This is a genomic window from Streptomyces sp. NPDC031100, from assembly GCF_055570785.1.
The window spans coordinates 586,267-602,964 of record NZ_JBVIGN010000004.1 but is presented as its reverse complement, the minus strand read 5'-3'; the positions used below and the strand labels follow the sequence as shown (position 1 = coordinate 602,964).

Sequence of the window (16,698 nt, the reverse complement as noted above, 5' to 3'; positions counted from 1 at the left end):
CCGGCCCCGGCATTCCTGCCTACGGTCGGCTGTCATGACCGAGATCGCGCTCACCGTGCAGCAGACCGCCCGCCCGAGTGGCTTCCCGACCGCCCGCCACTTCCGCTTCGCCGAGTCCCCCGTCCCCGAACCGGCGCCGGGTACGGCCTTGGTGGAGAACCAGTACTGGTCCGTGGACCCCTACCACCGCGAAATGATGGACGGCGACTTCGAGTTGCACGCCCCGCTGGAGGGCCGCACCCTCGGCCGGGTCGTCGCCTCCCGCACCCCGGAGCTCCCCGAGGGCGAGATCGTCTTCCACCGCCAGGGCTGGCGCACCCACGCGGTGGTCCGCCCCGAGGAGGTCCGGCGGATCCCGCACCACCCGGGCGTGCCGCTGTCGGCGTACCTGAGCGTGCTGGGCGGCACGGGTCTGACCGCGTACATCGCCCTGACTCGGATCGCTCGGCTGCGCGAGGGCGAGGACCTGTTCGTCTCCGGCGCCGCGGGCGCGGTCGGCACGGCCACGGGCCGCTTCGCCCGGCTGCTGGGCGCGGGCCGGCTGATCGGCAGCGCGGGATCGGCGGAGAAGGTCTCGTACCTGACGGAACAGGTCGGTTACGACACGGCCTTCGACTACCACACCGCCCCGGTCTCCGAACTCCTCGCCGCAGCCGCCCCCGACGGCATCGACGTCTTCGTCGACAACGTCGGCGGCGACCACCTCGGGGCGGCGATCGGCGCGCTGCGCGAGCGGGGCCGGGTGGTGCGGGTCGGCACGATCAGCCAGTACAACACCCCGGACGCGCCGCCCGTCGTCTTCGACCACTCGGACGTCGTGGAGAAGAGCCTGCGCATCGAGGGCTTCCTGGTGCGCGACCACCGGGACGCGCAGCAGGAGTTGTACGACTTCGCCGTACCGCATCTGCGCAGCGGCGCGCTCACGCCGGACGAGACGGTGGTCGACGGGTTCGAGCTGATCGTGGAGGCGTTCCTGCTGATGCTGCGGGGCGGCAACACGGGGAAGACGCTGATCCGCAAGGCCTGAACGATCCTCAGGCGACGTCTCCGTCCCGCCAGTCGAAGACCAGCTCGTGGTCCGGGTCGAGCGGCCCGGCGAGCGCGGGCCGCACATAGACGTCCCCTTCCTCCTCCGGCAGCCGGATGATCCCGTCCGGCGAGAGGGCGTGCACCTGCCCGCTCCACCGCTGCCAGCCGCGGGCCGTGTAGAGCGGGGCGCCGTCCTCGCTCGCGGAGAGCGCACCGAGGTCGTAGGCCCGGTCGACGATCCCCTCCAGCGCCCCCATCACCCGCCCGCCCAGACCGGTCCGGCGTACGTCGGCCCGTACGGCGACGGCCTCCACGTATCCGGCGCGCAGCCAGCGCCCCCGGTGCCGTATCCGGCGCATCACGACCGAGCCGTGCGCCGCGAGCCCGGCCCCGTCGCGGACCAGGGCGTGCATGCCGCCGAGGCCGTGGTCCCAGTCCTCGTCGGAGAACTCCCCCTCGAACGCATCGTCCAGCAGCGCGCGGGCGGCGCGGAGGTCGGCGGGGTCGAGGCCGGCGGTGTGGGCGATGTGCAGTCGACGGGTCATGAGGTCAGGCTAGAGCGCTCGCCACCGCTTTCCGGAAGCCCTCCGGGTCCTCTTCCCACGGCATGTGGCCCGCGTCCGGGAAGGTCACCCGGCGGGCGTGGGGCAGGGCTTCGGCGAGGGAGTCGACTGCGGTGCGGGGGCGGATGTCCCGGGCACCGTCGATGATCAGCACCGGCACGTCGAGGTCCTGGCAGGCGGAGTACAGCTCAGGGGTGCCCCAGAGGCGGTCGCGTTCCTCGTTGAGCGCCCTGCTGCACGCGGAGTTGATGCCGAACCACGGGTCGGCCATGCGCCGGGCGGGCTCCAGGGCCCCGTCGCGGTCCTCGAACTCCACGGACCAGTGCAGGACGGCCCGTTCGCGTTCCTCGTCCTCGGTGCGCTCGGCGCGATCGGTCAACTCCTGCCAGCGGGCGAGTCGTTCGGGGTGGTCGGCGAGGCGGGTGCGGAAGGCGCGGCGGAAGCCGGGCTGCCAGTCGGCGTCCGGACCGATGCCCGTGCCCGAGACGTACACCAGCGCGCTCACCCGGTCAGGATGCGCCAGGGCGTAGCCGAGCGCGAGCTGTCCGCCCCAGGAGTGGCCGAGCAGGGCCATCCGCTCCAGCCCGAAGTGCCGTCGTACGGCGTCCAGATCCGCCACGAACCGCTCGCTGGTCCAGGGCCCGTCGCAGCGCTCCGAGCGCCCGCAGCCGCGCTGGTCCCAGCGGATCACCGGGGTGACGTCCGCGAGCAGCCCGGCCACGTCACCGAACATGTCCCACAGGCCCGGCCCGCCATGGCACAGCACCAGCGGGTCGCCCTCGCCTCCCGAGCGTTGCGCCCACAGCCGTACTCCGTCGTCCGTCGTCACCGTCATGGGTCAAGTTTGACCGCTCCCCTTTTGAAGGGGGATACCTGCCTCAGGCACTGAAACCAGGGCTGCCCTCAGCTGCGCAAGGTGGCACGCAGGCGCAAACCGACCGTTGCGAGACCTTCGAAGGTGGCGACCTGGTAGGTGGGTTCGGGTCCGGGCGGCTCGCTCAAGTGGTAGCAGCGGGCGGTCTGCGCGGTCAGGAGCGTCAGCATCGCCATGGCCAGAGCGGCTCCCTCGCAGCCGTGCGGCCCGGTACCGAAGGGGAGGAAGACCCCGGGTTTCGCCGACGAGCCCGAATCATCGAGCCAGCGCTCGGGCTGGAACCGGTCCGGCTCGGGGTGTTCCCGTGCGTCGCGGTGGGCGGTGTAGAGGCAGACGAGAACGGTGGACCCGGCGTCGATGGTGTAGTCGGCGAGCTGAGCCTGTCGCGTGGCGCGCCGGGTCAGGAGCCAGCTCGGGGGGTGCAGTCGAAGCACCTCGCGTACCAGTGCCTGGGTGTATTGCAGGCTGTCGAGGTGGGCGCTGGTCGTCGCGGCCGGGTCCGCGGGCAGCAAGGCGGCTTCGGCCGCGACGCGGTCCGCTGCCTGGGGGTAGCGGGCCAGCTGGAGCAGGATCCATCCGGCTGCCCGGGAGGGTGTCTCGAAGGTGGCGACGGTGATTCCGGGGAGAGTGTCGAGGATGGCCTCTTCCGGCAGTAGGCCGTAGCGGGAGGAGGGCCGGAGTATCTGTCCCAGCACGTCGTCACCGAGCCGGCCCGATGAACGGCGCCGGCGGACGATGGGCCGCAAAGCGTCGGTGAAGGCGACTTGCTGCCGTGTGCGGAACCGCCGTGCCGGTGTGGGGATCCAGTGCGGCCATACCCAGCGCGAGGGGCGTACGAGCACCTCCCGGGCCAGGAAGAGCTGTGCGGCAAAGGGCAGCAGGGTGGGAGCGTCTTCGGAGAAGAGGTAGTGCACGCCGACCTCTGCCAGGGCGTGCCGGACCTGGGGCAGAATCTCGACGTCCTGGCCCGTGGGCCACTGGTCGGCGAATCGAACGGCACCGGGCGCGATCTCACCGATCCGGGCTGCAACCGCCTGCGCGCGCAGTCCGCGCATGCGGGCGGCGTGAGCGTGCGCACGCTCCTCAGGCGTCGGTGCTCCGCTCGACCGCTTCAACGGCGGGAAGAGAGGCGAGGGTGCCTTGAGGAAGTCGTGCGGGCGGCGCAGGACATCTTCACAGGGCCCGGCCGTAGCGGCTACGTAGACGCCCGGCTCCAGCTGCCAGACGTCCCCGCACTCCTCAGCGCCACGGCGCGCCAGTGCCAGCCGGTCGCGGCTCCAGGCCGCGAAGCCGCCTTCGGACAACCGCGGCGGCTCGTTCGTTCGGCCCATGAGATCGTCCCTGGCTCTCGTACCTGTCCAGGCCGATGTCGTCGGCAGCGTGGCCGGGAGCCGGCGGGGGCCCGGGGGCGCCCGCCGGTGGTGCGGTCAGGCCTAGTCGCCGGCGTACGCGTTCCAGTCGTGTTCCCCGTACGCACCGTAGTGGCGGGTGAAGGACAGCTTGCCGAGCAGCTTGGCGATCATGATGCACTCCTCTCGCCTGTGTGAGGACTCCCAGCCGAGGGTTCGGCACAGAAGTTCCCTCCAGCACCAAATGCCACGCGTGCCATGTTGCCACATATAGGACATTCGGATGGTAAGCCGCAGGTGTGGATATAAGGCGGGCGATTCTTTCCCGGACAAAGAAAATTGGAAACGGGCCGGGAAGCCTGCTCGGATGTCAGGCTTCCCGGCCCGTCGCTCGGGGGGCCGAGGCTCAGCCCATGTGCGGGTACGTGTAGTCGGTCGGCGGGACCAGCGTCTCCTTGATGGCACGGGTCAGGGTCCAGCGCAGCAGGTTCTGCGGGGCGCCGGCCTTGTCGTTGGTGCCGGAGGCGCGGCCGCCGCCGAAGGGCTGCTGGCCGACGACGGCGCCGGTCGACTTGTCGTTGATGTAGAAGTTGCCGGCCGCGTAGCGGAGCTTCTCCATCGTGTACGCCGCCGCGGCGCGGTCGTTGGAGATGACCGAGCCGGTCAGGGCGTAGTCGGAGACCGACTCCATCTGCTCCAGCATCGCGTCGTACTGGTCGTCCTCGTAGACGTAGACACCGAGGACCGGACCGAAGTACTCGGTGCGGAAGATCTCGTTCTCCGGGTCGGTGGAGGCGATGACCGTCGGGCGGACGAAGTAGCCGACCGAGTCGTCGTAGGTGCCGCCCGCGACGATCGTGCAGGTCGGGTCCTGCTTGGCGCGGTCGATCGCGGCCTTGTTCTTGGCGAAGGCACGGTCGTCGATCACGGCACCGATGAAGTTCGACAGGTCGGTGACGTCACCCATGGTCAGGTAGTCGACCTCGGCCGCGAACTCCTCCTTGAAGCCGGAGTTCCAGATGGAGGCCGGGATGTAGGCGCGGGAGGTCGCGCTGCACTTCTGGCCCTGGTACTCGAAGGCACCGCGGGTCAGCGCGGTCTTCAGGACGGCGCGGTCGGCGCTCGGGTGGGCGACCAGGAAGTCCTTGCCGCCGGTCTCGCCGACCAGGCGCGGGTAGGTGCGGTACTTCTCGATGTTGTTGCCGACCGTCTTCCACAGGTACTGGAAGGTCTTGGTCGAGCCGGTGAAGTGGATGCCCGCGAGGTCCCGGTGCTCCAGGGCGACCCTGGAGACCTCGATGCCGTCGCCGGTGACGAGGTTGATGACGCCCTTGGGCAGGCCCGCCTCCTCCAGCAGCTGCATGAGCAGGACGGCGGCGTGGGTCTGCGTCGGGGACGGCTTCCAGACCACCACGTTGCCCATCAGGGCGGGGGCGGTGGGCAGGTTGCCGGCGATGGCGCTGAAGTTGAACGGCGTGATCGCGTAGACGAAGCCCTCCAGCGGGCGGTGGTCCATGCGGTTCCACACGCCCGGGGAGTTCGCCGGGGGCTGCTCGGCCAGGATCTGGCGGGCGTAGTGGACGTTGAACCGCCAGAAGTCGATCAGCTCGCAGGGGGTGTCGATCTCGGCCTGCTGGGCGGTCTTGGACTGGCCGAGCATGGTGGAGGCGGCGATGGTCTCGCGCCAGGGGCCGGACAGCAGCTCGGCGGCGCGCAGGATGATCGCCGCGCGGTCGTCGAAGGACATCGCGCGCCAGGCCGGCGCGGCGGCCAGGGCCGCGTCGATGGCGTCCTGCGCGTCCTGCTGGGTGGCGTTGCGGAACGTACCGATGACGGCCTTGTGGTTGTGCGGCTGGACGACCTGGAAGGTCTCGCCGCCGCCCATCCGCTTCTCGCCGCCGATGGTCATCGGCAGGTCGATCGGGTTCTCGGCCAGCTCCTTGAGCTTGGCCTCCAGGCGGGCGCGCTCGGGCGAGCCGGGGGCGTAGCCGTGCACCGGCTCGTTGACGGGGGTGGGGACCTGGGTCACAGCGTCCATGAGATCCGTAACTCCTTGATCTTGAGCGGGTGTTCGGGTTCAGCCCTTGCTGACCATCGAGCGCAGGAAGAAGCGCAGGTTGGCCGGCTTCTCCGCCAGTCGGCGCATGAAGTAGCCGTACCAGTCGGTGCCGTAGGCGGTGTAGACGCGCATGCGGTGGCCCTCGGCGGCCAGCCGCAGGTGCTCCTCACTGCGGATGCCGTAGAGCATCTGGAACTCGTACTCGTCCAGTTTGCGCCCGGCCTGGTGGGCCAGCTCCTGGGCGATGGAGATCAGGCGCGGGTCGTGGGACCCGATCATCGGGTAGCCCTCGCCCTCCATCAGCGTCTTCAGGATGCGCACGTAGGCCTTGTCGATCTCGTGCTTCTGCTGGTAGGCGACCTCGGCGGGCTCCTTGTAGGCGCCCTTCACCAGGCGTACACGGCTGCCGGCGGCGGCGAGGCGGCGGGCGTCGGCCTCGGTGCGGAAGAGGTAGGCCTGGATGACGCAGCCGGTCTGCGGGAAGTCCTTCCGCAGCTCCTCGTGGATCGCGAACATCGAGTCCAGGGTGGTGTGGTCCTCGGCGTCGAGCGTGACGGTCGTACCGATGGCGTCGGCGGCCTCGACGACCGGGCGGACGTTGGCGAGGGCCAGCTCGTGGCCGTTCGCGAGCGCCTGGCCGAACATCGACAGCTTGACGGACATCTCGACCTTCTCGCCCAGCTCCAGCTCGCGCAGCCGGTCGATCAGCTCCAGGTAGGCGTCCCGGGCGGCGGTGGCCTGCTCGGGGGTGGTGATGTCCTCGCCGACGACGTCCATCGTCAGCTCCAGGCCCTTGGCCGTCAGCTCCTTGATGATCGGGACGATGTCGTCCACGGTCTCGCCCGGGATGAAGCGGTCGACGACCTGCTTGGTCACCGGGGCCGCCGAGATCAGGCGTCGCATCCGGTCGCTGCGCGACGCGGCGAGAATCACGGGACCCAGCACGGGGCACCTCCACAGACAAGCACCAAAACGGCCGTCACCCGACGATTCGGGTACGGCACGGAGAACCACCGTGAAACCTAAGGATCTCTCCAATCGTCGGCCATCGACAGGTGTCACGCATCCGTGCACTGGATCTCAGACAGATGTATGAAGGCGGCGCGGAATTGCGCAAGAATGCCCGGGTGGCGACCGATTACAAGGGTGACTACCAGGAGCTGGTGGACGAGATCTCGGAGCTTCTGGGGGCGCCCGCGACCCTGGAGAACCGGGACTTCGAGCTGATCGCCTTCGGGGCGTACGACAGCGAGGGCGACCTGGATCCCTCGGCGCTGGACCCGGTCCGCACCCGCTCGATCCTGACCCGGCGCTCCACGGCGGCGGTGCGGACGTGGTTCGAGGGCTTCGGCATCACCCGGGCCACGGGGCCGGTGCGGATCCCGCCGACGCCCGAGGCCGGTGTCTACCGCGGCCGCATCTGCCTGCCGGTACGCCATCGGGGCGTCGTCCTCGGCTATGTCTGGCTGCTGGACTACGACCCGGGCCCGACGGACGCGCAGCTGGCCGCCGCCATGCGGGTGGCGGGCCGGATCGGTGCGCTGCTCGCCGACGAAGCACAGGCGGGGGCCGGTCTGAGCCGGGAGCTGCGGGCGGTGCTGACCGCGGAGAGCGGGTGGCAGCGGGACTCGGCGGTGGTGGAGCTCCGCACGGCCCTCGGCCCCCGCGCGGACGCCCCCCACACGGTGGTCTGTGTCGCCCCGTGGCCCTCGGCCGACCCGGAGCAGGCCCCGTCCCCGCGTACGGTCCCGCACGCCACGGCCCTGTGCACGGTGCCGTGGGGGACGACCGGTCAGAGCCTCGCGATCCTGGTGCGGCTGCGCTCGACGGAGGTGGCCACACCCGCGCTGACGGCGGCCTCGCGGCTGGTGAAGGAGGCGGAGGGGACGCGGGGACGCCCGGCCGGTGCCGCCGCCGGTGTCGGCGAACCCCGCATCGGCCTCGCCGAACTGGGCACCGTCTGGCAGGAGGCCTCCGCCGCCGCGCGGGCCGCGCTGGCCGAGCCGCGGCTCGGGCCCGTCGCCGAGTGGGGGCGCATCGGGCCGTACCGGCTGCTGACGGCACTGCCCCCGGAGTCCGTCCGCGACCCCGTGGTCGGTCCGCTCCTCTCCCCCGCCCACCAGGAGCTGGCCCGCACCGCCGAGGTCTACCTGGACCGCGCGGGCCAGGCCGGCCGCGCCGCCGCCGAGCTGGGCATCCACCGGCAGACCCTCTACTACCGGCTGTCCCGCGTGGAACAGCTGACGGGCCTCGACCTGGACGACGGCGAGGACCGGCTCCTGCTGCACATGGCGCTGAAGGGGGCTCGGCTGTGACCGCGGTACCGGGTGGCAGGTGTCCGCGTCGGCCGCCCGGCGCAACGGCGGCCGCCTCCGCATGCGCTGCATGATCGATCTGCCCATGCTGGTGTTCTCGACTCTGAACGGAGGTCACCGCATGGGCAGTCCGATCAGCGCGGCGCGCACGGCGCAGGTCTTCCAGGCCCTCGCCCGCGCCCACCCGGAGATCTGGGACGCGGTCGTCCCGCACTCCCCCGCCCGTGAGGTCGCGGCGCAGCCACCGGACCCGTTCTGGGCGGCGGCGCGCGAGACACTCGGCCGGATCGCCGAGGCGGCCGTCGTGGCGGAGCAGACCAACCGTGGGGGCGGCGACCTCCTCAAGGACGTGGTCGACGACATGTGTCCGTCGCCGCCGTACCGCAGGATCCCCTGGCCCAAGCACTGGCCGGCTCCCGTGCCCCCGAACCCCATCCGGGCCCCTCACCTACCGCAGACGCCGGACCCGCAGTACGCGACGCCCGCCGTGCAGGCGATGGCCGGGCTGCTGTTCCAGACGTACGCGGACACCATCGCCGACAAGTCGCTGAGGAATGCCTTCGGCGAAGCGGCCGACAAGCTCCTGGCCGCATCGCTCCGCGGCGAGTAGGCGCGCCCTCGGCTGGGGCCTGTTTCGAAAGTCCCTAAGCAAGCAGGTCCCCCACCGTCGCGATGCCCTCGGTGATCGCTCGCTCGGGGACGTCGCCGAAGCCCAGGACCAGTTGGGGCGGGCCGGGAAGGTGAGAGCTGCGGCAGGCGCTCATGCCGTACAGGCCGACCCGGCGGGCCCGGGCCGCGTCGATCACCGTCCGCTCCTCGAGCCCGGCCGGCAGGTGGGCCACCGCGTGGAAGCCGGCGGCCAGGCCCGTCAGCCGTACCTGCGGCGCGTGCTCGGCGAGGGCGGCGACCAGGGCCGCGCGGCGCGCCGCGTAGGTGATGCGCATACGGCGCAGATGGCGGTCGTAGCGGCCGGACTCGATCAGCAGGGCGAGGGTCAGCTGGTCGAGGGTGGGCGTGCCGCGGTCGGCGACCCGCTTCAGCTCGGTGAGCGGCGCAAGGAGTGCGGGCGGGCACAGCAGCCAGCCGATGCGCAGGGCCGGGGCGAGGGACTTGCTGACCGTGCCGATCGATACGACGCGGTCGGGGGCGAGGCCCTGGAGCGCGCCGACCGGCTCCTTGTCGTAGCGGAACTCGGCGTCGTAGTCGTCCTCGATGACGTAGGCGTCGTGCCGCCGCGCCCAGGCGAGGAGGGCGTGCCGGCGTTCCGGCGCGAGGACGACACCGGTCGGCCACTGGTGGGCGGGGGTGACGACCACCGCGCGGGCGCCGGTCGCGTCCAGGGCGGCCACGTCGATGCCGTGCGCGTCGACCGGGACCGGGAGCGGGGTGAGGCCGGCGGCCCGGACGGAGGCGGCCGTGGATGCGGGGTTGCCGGGTTCCTCGTGGGCGACCGTGCGGACACCGGCGCGGGCCAGGGCCTGGAGGGTGAGGCCGAGACCCTGGGCGTAGCCGGAGCAGATGAGGGTGTGGCCGGGGTCGGCCACGGCCGCGCGGACCCGGGCGAGGTAGCCGGCGACGACCGTGCGCAGGGTCGAGCTGCCGCGCGGGTCGCCGTAGCCGAGCTCGGCCGTCGGCGTCCTGCGGACGGCCTCCCGGGTGGCCCACAGCCAGTCGGTGCGCGGGAAGGACGCCAGGTCGGGGACGCCGTGGCGGAAGTCCGCGATCAGGCGCGGGAGTTCGGCGGCCGGCTGCGGGGCGGGCGGGACGGGGGCCTGGGCGCAGGGGGCCACGCGGGTGGCCGAGCCGACGCGGGTGACGAGGTAGCCCTCGGCCTGCAGCTGGGCGTAGCAGTCCTGGACCAGACCGCGGGACAGGCCGAGCGCGCGGGCGAGTTCACGGGAGGAGGGCAGACGTTCGTCCTCCCGGAGCCGCCCGGTCCGGATGGCGTCCCGGAGCTGCCCTTCCAGCTGGGTCCGCAGCTGTACGCCGCTGTTGCGGTCGACGGTCAGCAACAACTCGGGGGACAGACCGGCCCACTGCACTGGCATGGAATTGGAGCTTACCGGCGATCCGGTCGCCCCCTAGCGTCGGCATCATGACGACGCACGCCAACTCCCCTGCTTCCACGGCAACTTCGGGCACCCGGCCGCCCTTGCTGTCCCGTGCCCTGCTGCTGCGGTTCGTGAGCATGACCGGCGCCTCGGTGAGCTTCTTCCTGCTGCTGTCGGCGGTGCCCGCACACGTCGGCCGGGGTGCGGCGGGCCTCGCCACCGGCGCGCTGATGCTGTCCACGGTGCTGGGCGAGCTGGCCGGCCCCTGGATCGTCGGCCGGTACGGCACCAAGGGGCCGCTGATGGCGGGGCTGTTCCTGCTCGGGGCGCCCGCGCCCGTGCTGCCCCTTTCCGACGGCCCGGCCTGGACCGTGACGGTGTGTCTGGTCCGGGGCCTGGGCTTCGCCCTCACGCTCGTCGCGGGCGGCGCCCTGACCGCTGCGCTGATCCCGGCGGAGCGCCGGGCCGAGGGGCTCGCCCTCGTCGGGGTGGTCGGGGGTGTGGCGTCGCTCGTCGCCCTGCCGCTGGGCGTGTGGTTGACGGGGAACGCCGGGTACGGGCCGGTCACTGCGGCCGCGGGCGTGGTGGCCCTGGCGGCGATCCCGTCGGTGCCGGCCCTGCGGGAGGGCGCACAGGTCGAACGCGGAACACCGGGCGGCCGGATCACGGATTCCGGTTCGGAGGCTCTCGGCATGGCGGCTGCCGTCCGTAGCCCCGGTCAGCGGCGTCCGGCGGTGGTGTTCGCCACGACGGCGCTCGCCGCCGGGATCCTGGTGACGTTCCTGCCGCTGGCCGTACCGCGCGGCTCGGCGGGCGTCGCGGCGGCGGCCCTGCTGACGCAGAGCGCCGCCTCGACCGCGGCCCGCTGGGTGGCAGGGCGGTACGGCGACCGGCGCGGCTCCGCGCAACTGGTCGCCCCGGGGCTGCTGTTGTCGGCCGCCGGGATGCTGGCGCTGGCGGCGACCTCCAGTCCGGTGGCCGTTCTCGTGGGTGCGACGGTCTTCGGGATCGGCTTCGGCGTCGCCCAGAACGCCACCCTCGCGCTCATGTACAGCCGCACCTCCCGCCCCTCGTACGGCACGGTCGCCGCGCTCTGGAACCTCGCCTACGACGGGGGCATGGGCGTGGGCGCCGCGGGCTTCGGCCTCCTCGCCGGCCACACGGGGTACCCGTGGGCGTTCGCGCTGACGGCGGTGCTGATGGTGGGCGCGCTGGGCCCGGCGGTGCGTGACCACCGGGCCGCACGGTGACCATCAGCTCTTCGCGGCGCCCTCGATCATCCGCCTGAGCCCCTCGGTGAGCTGTTCCGCGCTGGTCGCCGAGTCCGGGTCGAAGAGCCACTGGACCATGAGGCCGTTGAGGAGGGTCTGGTAGAAGCGGCCTTCGCTGTCGACGGTCTCCCTGTCGATGTCGGCCTCCGGGACACCGCTGAACAGGGACACGAGCCCCGAACGGCCCTCCTCCTGCGCCTCGGCCAGCAGTTTGCGCACCTCCGCGAGCCGGTCGTCCTGGAACATGAGCTCGAAGCTCAGCAGCCAGATGGCCCGCGACTCGGGGACCGTGCGGATGATGTTCTCCCACACCTCCTGGAACCGCTCCAGCGACCCCGGAGGCTGCGTCACCTGCCCGCCGAGGCCCGGGTCGAACCTCTCTCCGACGCCCTCGATCAGCGAGATGTAGGCCTGCACCAGCAGCTCGGCCTTCGAGCCGTAGTGGTAGCCGATCGACGCCAGGTTGGTGCCCGACTCCTTGACGATGTCCCGCGCGGTCGTGCGCAGGAAGCCCTTCTCCAGCAGGCAGCGCTTGGCGCCTTCCAGCAGATCCTCACGGTGTCCCATGTAGACCACCCTACCGCCGATCCATACAGCCGTCCTAGACGCATGACTTATACATTCGTTCTAGACAAGCGTTTAAGACGCTCGTACAGTCATCGGCATGACGAACTCGACGAGCACCAACTCCCCTGCCGGGCGCGCCGGTCGGCGCGAATGGACCGCGCTCTGCGTGCTGATGCTTCCGCTGCTGCTGGTCTCCATGGACGTCTCGGTCCTCTACTTCGCCATCCCGGCGATCAGCGCGGATCTGGAGCCGAGCGGCACCCAGCAGCTGTGGATCTTCGACATGTACGGCTTCGTCCTGGCCGGCCTGCTGATGACGATGGGCGCACTGGGCGACCGCATCGGACGGCGCCGACTGCTCCTGTTCGGCGCCGCCGCCTTCGGTGCCGCGTCCCTGGTCGCGGCCTACGCGAACAGCGCCGAGACCCTGATCGCGGCCCGCGCGGTCCTCGGCATCGGCGGGGCGACCCTGATGCCCTCGACCATGGCTCTGGTCCGCACGATGTTCACCGACCCCGGGGAACGGGCGAAGGCGATCGGCATCTGGTCCGGCGTGATGACCGGCGGCATCGCCCTCGGCTCCGTACTGAGCGGTGTGCTGGTCCAGTACTTCTGGTGGGGCTCGGTCTTCCTGGTCAACCTGCCCGCGATGGTGCTGCTGCTGGTCCTCGGCCCGATCCTGCTGCCCGAGTCGAAGAACCCGGAGCCCGGCCGCTTCGACTTCGTGAGCGTGCCGCTGTCGATGGCGGCGGTGCTCCCCGTCATCTACGGCCTCAAGGAGATCCCGTCCGAGGGCTGGCACCCGCAGTACGTCGTCTCGATCACCGTCGGCCTGCTCTTCGCGGCCCTCTTCGTCCACCGCCAGCGCACGGCGGCCTCGCCGATGATCTCGCCGGCCCTGTTCCGCGGCCACGGCTTCTCCCCCGCGGTCGTCCTGAACCTCGTCTCCGCACTGGCGATCACGGGTTCAGCCTTCTTCACCACGCAGTACCTGCAGTCGGTGCTCGACAAGAGCGCGATGGAGGCGGCCCTGTGGGCCCTGCTGCCCTCGGTGCCGATCGGGATGGCCGCCCCGGTGGCGGCGGCCCTGGTCCAGAAGGGCGTCAACCGCGCCTACGTGGTCACCGCGGGCTTCGCGATCTCCGCAGCGGGCTTCGGCATGCTGGCCCTGGTCGGCACGGACTCCCTCTGGCTCGTCCTCGCCGCCTGTGGCGTCCTGTCCTCCGGCGTCGTCATGGTGATGTCGCAGATGACCGACCTGGCCATGGGCGCCGCCCCGGTGGAGCAGGCGGGCGCCGCCTCCTCGCTGCTGGAGACGGGCGCGGAGTTCGGCGGCGCGCTGGGCATGGCGGTCCTCGGCTCGATCGGTACGGCGATCTACCGGCACGAGATGCCGGCTTCGGCCCCGGCCGAGGCCCACGAGACCCTGGGCGGCGCGCTGGCCGTCGCCGGACAGCTGCCGGGGCGTGCGGGAGACGCCCTGGCGACGGCGGCCCGGGAGGCGTTCACCACCGGCATGCACGGGGCGGCGCTCGCGGGGACGGCGATCCTGGTCCTCGCGGCGATCGCGGCGGCGACGACCCTGCGCCGGATCCACGTGCGGGAGACGCCGGTTGCGGAGGCCGAGAAGGCTGCGGTCTGAGCCGCCCTCACAGCACGGAAAAACGCCGGACGGGCTGACTGATGTCAGCCCGTCCGGCGTGTGCGGACCAGGGTCAGACCAGGTTCACCGAGCGGGCGGACGTCGCGCCGATCTCCGATGCCACCTCGGCCAGAACGCCGGAGCCCACCGTGTCGTCCACGGTCAGCACAGCCAGGGCCTCACCGCCGGCGGCCGCGCGGGCGACCTGCATGCCGGCGATGTTGATGCCCGCCTCACCGAGGATGCGGCCCACGGTGCCGACGACACCCGGACGGTCCTCGTAGCGCAGGACGAGCATGTGGTCGGCGAGCGCGAGGTCGACGTCGTAGTCGGCGACCGCGACGATCTTCTGGATGTGCTTCGGACCGGCCAGCGTGCCGGAGACCGACACCTCCTCGCCGCCCGCGAGCGTGCCGCGCACGGTCACCACGTTGCGGTGGTCGCTGGCCTCGGAGCTGGTGGTCAGGCGGACCTCGACGCCACGCTCCTGCGCGAACAGCGGCGCGTTGACGTACGACACCGTCTCGTCGACGACGTCCTCGAAGACACCCTTGAGCGCGGACAGCTCCAGCACCTTCACGTCGTGCTGGGTGATCTCGCCGTAGACCTCGACGTCGAGGCGGACCGCGACCTCGCCCGCGAGCGCGGTGAAGATGCGGCCGAGGCGCTCGGCGAGCGGCAGACCCGGCTTGACGTCCTCGGCGATGACACCGCCCTGGACGTTCACCGCGTCCGGAACCAGCTCACCGGCGAGCGCGAGGCGCACCGACCTGGCGACCGCGATACCGGCCTTCTCCTGGGCCTCGTCCGTCGAAGCACCGAGGTGGGGCGTGGCCACGACCTGGTCGAACTCGAAGAGCGGGGAGTCCGTGCAGGGCTCCTTCGCGTACACGTCGAGACCGGCACCGGCGACCCGGCCCTCCTTGAGGGCGGAGTACAGCGCCTCCTCGTCGACGATCCCGCCGCGGGCCGCGTTGACGATGCGCACGCTGGGCTTGACCTTGCGCAGCGCCTCCTCGCCGATCAGGCCGAGGGTCTCGGGGGTCTTGGGCAGGTGGACGGTGATGAAGTCGGCGACCTCGAGCAGCTCGTCCAGGGAGAGCACCTTGACGCCCATCTGCGCGGCCCGCGCGGGCTGCACGTAGGGGTCGTAGGCGACGACCTTCATGCCGAAGGCGGACATGCGCTGCGCGACGAGAGCACCGATGCGGCCGAGGCCCACGACGCCCAGCGTCTTCTCGGCCAGCTCGACGCCGGTGTACTTGCTGCGCTTCCATTCGCCGTTCTTCAGCGCGGCGTTGGCCTGCGGGATGTTGCGCGCGGTGGCGAGGATCAGACCACAGGCCAGCTCGGCGGCCGTGACGATGTTGGAGGTCGGGGCGTTGACGACCATCACGCCGGCCTTGGTGGCGGCGGAGACGTCGACGTTGTCCAGGCCGACGCCGGCGCGCGCGACGACCTTGAGCTTCTTGGCGGCGGCGACGGCCTCCGCGTCGACCTTGGTGGCAGAACGGATCAGGATCGCGTCGACGTCGGCGATGGCGGGGAGCAGTTCGGCTCGGTCCGCTCCGTTGCAGTGCCGGATCTCGAAGTCCGGGCCGAGCGCGTCGACGGTCGCAGGCGACAGCTCTTCAGCGATGAGTACGACAGGTTTCGAGCTCACGTGAGGTCCTCACAAGTCCAAAGCATGCGGACGGCCGTCCCGACGGCCGCAGGCGGAGGAGGGGGCTAGCCGCGGAAGACGCACGACGCTGTGGGCCTGACGCGTATGTTGTTCAGCAGTGTAGTTGCGCCGCCGAGACCGTCTTGCGCCTCTGCGGAAGGATCACCCGTCCGGGGCTGGACGGAGTGGCCAAAGGGGGCCGGAGCAGTCTGCCCCGACCCCCTGACGTGAGGCTTACGCCTCCTCGTTCACCCAGCTCATCAGCTTGCGCAGCTGCTTGCCGGTGGTCTCCAGCAGGTGCTCGGAGTCCTGCGTCTTGTACTCGTTGTACTTCTTCAGACCGCCGTGGTACTCGTCCATCCAGTTCTGGGCGAAGGTGCCGTCCTGGATCTCGGCGAGGACCTGCTTCATCTCGGCCTTGGTGGCGTCGGTGATGATGCGCGGGCCGGTGACGTAGTCGCCCCACTCGGCGGTCTCGGAGACGGACCAGCGCATCTTCTCCAGGCCGCCCTCGTACATGAGGTCGACGATCAGCTTCAGCTCGTGGAGGCACTCGAAGTAGGCGATCTCCGGCTGGTAGCCCGCCTCGACCAGGGTCTCGAAGCCGGCCTTGACCAGGGCGGAGGTGCCGCCGCACAGCACGGCCTGCTCGCCGAACAGGTCGGTCTCGGTCTCCTCGGTGAAGGTCGTCTTGATGACACCCGCGCGGGTGCCGCCGATGGCCTTCGCGTACGACAGGGCCAGCGGGAAGGCGTTGCCGGTGGCGTCCTGCTCGACGGCGGCGATCGCCGGAACGCCGCGGCCCTCCTCGTACTGGCGGCGCACCAGGTGGCCCGGGCCCTTGGGGGCGACCAGGGCGACGTCGACGCCGGCCGGGGGCTTGATGAAGCCGAAGCGGATGTTGAAGCCGTGGGCGAAGAAGAGCGCGTCGCCGTCCTTCAGGTTCGGGGCGATGGACGCCTCGTAGACCTGGGCCTGGATCGGGTCCGGGATGAGGATCATGATGACGTCGGCCTCGGCGGCGGCCTCGGCCGGGCTCACCACGCGCAGGCCCTGCTCCTCGGCCTTGGCCTTGGACTTGGAGCCCTCGTGCAGACCGACTCGCACGTCGACACCCGAGTCACGCAGCGACAGCGCGTGGGCGTGGCCCTGGCTGCCGTATCCGATGACCGCGACCTTGCGGCCCTGGATGATGGACAGGTCGGCGTCGGCGTCGTAGAACAGCTCGGCCACTTTGGGTTCTCTCCTTGGTGTGCAGGTTGTGCGTCCCACCGTATGACGGCGAGGGGGCGGGAAGTTTCGGGGTCTCGGCATA

General features: G+C 71.3%; 14 protein-coding genes. 5 read left to right on the top strand and 9 right to left on the bottom strand.

Going from position 1 to position 16,698, the window contains the following annotated elements; all coding sequences use genetic code 11:
• Positions 1-34 precede the first annotated feature (34 nt).
• A complete protein-coding gene (locus ACZ5DS_RS14645) occupies positions 35-1,027 on the top strand; it encodes an NADP-dependent oxidoreductase (protein WP_468237677.1) in 993 nt (330 codons plus the stop codon).
• A gap of 7 nt (positions 1,028-1,034) precedes the next feature.
• Here the strand turns inward: ACZ5DS_RS14645 and ACZ5DS_RS14640 are convergent, their stop codons facing one another.
• From ACZ5DS_RS14640 to ACZ5DS_RS14620, 5 genes are all read right to left on the bottom strand, one after another.
• The gene (locus ACZ5DS_RS14640) at positions 1,035-1,574 is read right to left on the bottom strand and encodes a GNAT family N-acetyltransferase (protein ID WP_468237674.1); all 540 of its coding nucleotides are present in this window, start codon (positions 1,572-1,574) and stop codon (positions 1,035-1,037) included.
• Between the two features lie 4 nt (positions 1,575-1,578).
• Positions 1,579-2,427 carry an alpha/beta fold hydrolase gene (locus tag ACZ5DS_RS14635; RefSeq protein WP_468237671.1) on the bottom strand — a complete coding sequence of 283 codons (849 nt, stop codon included), beginning with the start codon at positions 2,425-2,427 and terminating at the stop codon, positions 1,579-1,581.
• A 68-nt stretch (positions 2,428-2,495) separates the two neighbouring features.
• Positions 2,496-3,797 carry a cytochrome P450 gene (locus tag ACZ5DS_RS14630; RefSeq protein ID WP_468237669.1) on the bottom strand — a complete coding sequence of 434 codons (1,302 nt, stop codon included), beginning with the start codon at positions 3,795-3,797 and terminating at the stop codon, positions 2,496-2,498.
• Between the two features lie 424 nt (positions 3,798-4,221).
• Positions 4,222-5,853 (bottom strand): L-glutamate gamma-semialdehyde dehydrogenase, encoded by a 1,632-nt coding sequence (gene pruA / locus ACZ5DS_RS14625; protein ID WP_468237667.1) that lies wholly within the window; start codon positions 5,851-5,853, stop codon positions 4,222-4,224.
• Between the two features lie 39 nt (positions 5,854-5,892).
• On the bottom strand, positions 5,893-6,819 hold the full coding sequence (locus ACZ5DS_RS14620; RefSeq protein WP_468237665.1) for a proline dehydrogenase family protein: 927 nt from the start codon (positions 6,817-6,819) through the stop codon (positions 5,893-5,895).
• 143 nt (positions 6,820-6,962) lie between these two features.
• Here ACZ5DS_RS14620 and ACZ5DS_RS14615 point away from each other — a divergent pair, with 143 nt between their 5' ends.
• Together ACZ5DS_RS14615 and ACZ5DS_RS14610 are read left to right on the top strand one after the other, a co-directional pair.
• A complete protein-coding gene (locus ACZ5DS_RS14615; protein ID WP_468237663.1) occupies positions 6,963-8,189 on the top strand; it encodes a PucR family transcriptional regulator in 1,227 nt (408 codons plus the stop codon).
• A gap of 121 nt (positions 8,190-8,310) precedes the next feature.
• Positions 8,311-8,799: a hypothetical protein gene (locus tag ACZ5DS_RS14610; protein WP_468237660.1), complete on the top strand. Its 489-nt coding sequence runs from the start codon at positions 8,311-8,313 to the stop codon at positions 8,797-8,799.
• Between the two features lie 34 nt (positions 8,800-8,833).
• On the opposite strand, the gene pdxR is transcribed toward ACZ5DS_RS14610, so the two are convergent.
• Positions 8,834-10,237: a MocR-like pyridoxine biosynthesis transcription factor PdxR gene (pdxR, locus tag ACZ5DS_RS14605; RefSeq protein WP_468237658.1), complete on the bottom strand. Its 1,404-nt coding sequence runs from the start codon at positions 10,235-10,237 to the stop codon at positions 8,834-8,836.
• Between the two features lie 47 nt (positions 10,238-10,284).
• On the opposite strand from pdxR, the gene ACZ5DS_RS14600 reads away from it, so the two are divergent.
• A complete protein-coding gene (locus tag ACZ5DS_RS14600) occupies positions 10,285-11,490 on the top strand; it encodes an MFS transporter (RefSeq protein WP_468237656.1) in 1,206 nt (401 codons plus the stop codon).
• A gap of 3 nt (positions 11,491-11,493) precedes the next feature.
• Here ACZ5DS_RS14600 and ACZ5DS_RS14595 read toward each other — a convergent pair whose 3' ends face one another.
• A complete protein-coding gene (locus ACZ5DS_RS14595; protein WP_468237653.1) occupies positions 11,494-12,078 on the bottom strand; it encodes a TetR/AcrR family transcriptional regulator in 585 nt (194 codons plus the stop codon).
• Positions 12,079-12,175: 97 nt separating this feature from the next.
• Here ACZ5DS_RS14595 and ACZ5DS_RS14590 point away from each other — a divergent pair, with 97 nt between their 5' ends.
• Entirely contained in the window at positions 12,176-13,720 is a 1,545-nt protein-coding gene (locus ACZ5DS_RS14590; RefSeq protein WP_468237651.1) for an MFS transporter, read from the top strand.
• A 73-nt stretch (positions 13,721-13,793) separates the two neighbouring features.
• Here ACZ5DS_RS14590 and serA read toward each other — a convergent pair whose 3' ends face one another.
• The gene (serA, locus tag ACZ5DS_RS14585) at positions 13,794-15,383 is read right to left on the bottom strand and encodes a phosphoglycerate dehydrogenase (RefSeq protein ID WP_468237649.1); all 1,590 of its coding nucleotides are present in this window, start codon (positions 15,381-15,383) and stop codon (positions 13,794-13,796) included.
• Positions 15,384-15,617: 234 nt separating this feature from the next.
• Positions 15,618-16,616 (bottom strand): ketol-acid reductoisomerase, encoded by a 999-nt coding sequence (gene ilvC / locus ACZ5DS_RS14580; protein WP_468237646.1) that lies wholly within the window; start codon positions 16,614-16,616, stop codon positions 15,618-15,620.
• Positions 16,617-16,698 lie beyond the last annotated feature (82 nt).

Bases quoted from the DNA above. Each gene is read 5' to 3' on its own strand.
- ACZ5DS_RS14590 (WP_468237651.1), top strand. From the start codon at position 12,176: ATGACGAACTCGACGAGCACCAACTCCCCTGCCGGGCGCGCCGGTCGG.
- ACZ5DS_RS14630 (WP_468237669.1), bottom strand. From the start codon at position 3,797: ATGGGCCGAACGAACGAGCCGCCGCGGTTGTCCGAAGGCGGCTTCGCG.
- ACZ5DS_RS14595 (WP_468237653.1), bottom strand. From the start codon at position 12,078: ATGGGACACCGTGAGGATCTGCTGGAAGGCGCCAAGCGCTGCCTGCTG.
- ACZ5DS_RS14610 (WP_468237660.1), top strand. From the start codon at position 8,311: ATGGGCAGTCCGATCAGCGCGGCGCGCACGGCGCAGGTCTTCCAGGCC.
- ACZ5DS_RS14600 (WP_468237656.1), top strand. From the start codon at position 10,285: ATGACGACGCACGCCAACTCCCCTGCTTCCACGGCAACTTCGGGCACC.
- ACZ5DS_RS14645 (WP_468237677.1), top strand. From the start codon at position 35: ATGACCGAGATCGCGCTCACCGTGCAGCAGACCGCCCGCCCGAGTGGC.
- pdxR (WP_468237658.1), bottom strand. From the start codon at position 10,237: ATGCCAGTGCAGTGGGCCGGTCTGTCCCCCGAGTTGTTGCTGACCGTC.
- ACZ5DS_RS14615 (WP_468237663.1), top strand. From the start codon at position 6,963: ATGTATGAAGGCGGCGCGGAATTGCGCAAGAATGCCCGGGTGGCGACC.
- pruA (WP_468237667.1), bottom strand. From the start codon at position 5,853: ATGGACGCTGTGACCCAGGTCCCCACCCCCGTCAACGAGCCGGTGCAC.
- ACZ5DS_RS14640 (WP_468237674.1), bottom strand. From the start codon at position 1,574: ATGACCCGTCGACTGCACATCGCCCACACCGCCGGCCTCGACCCCGCC.
- ACZ5DS_RS14635 (WP_468237671.1), bottom strand. From the start codon at position 2,427: ATGACGGTGACGACGGACGACGGAGTACGGCTGTGGGCGCAACGCTCG.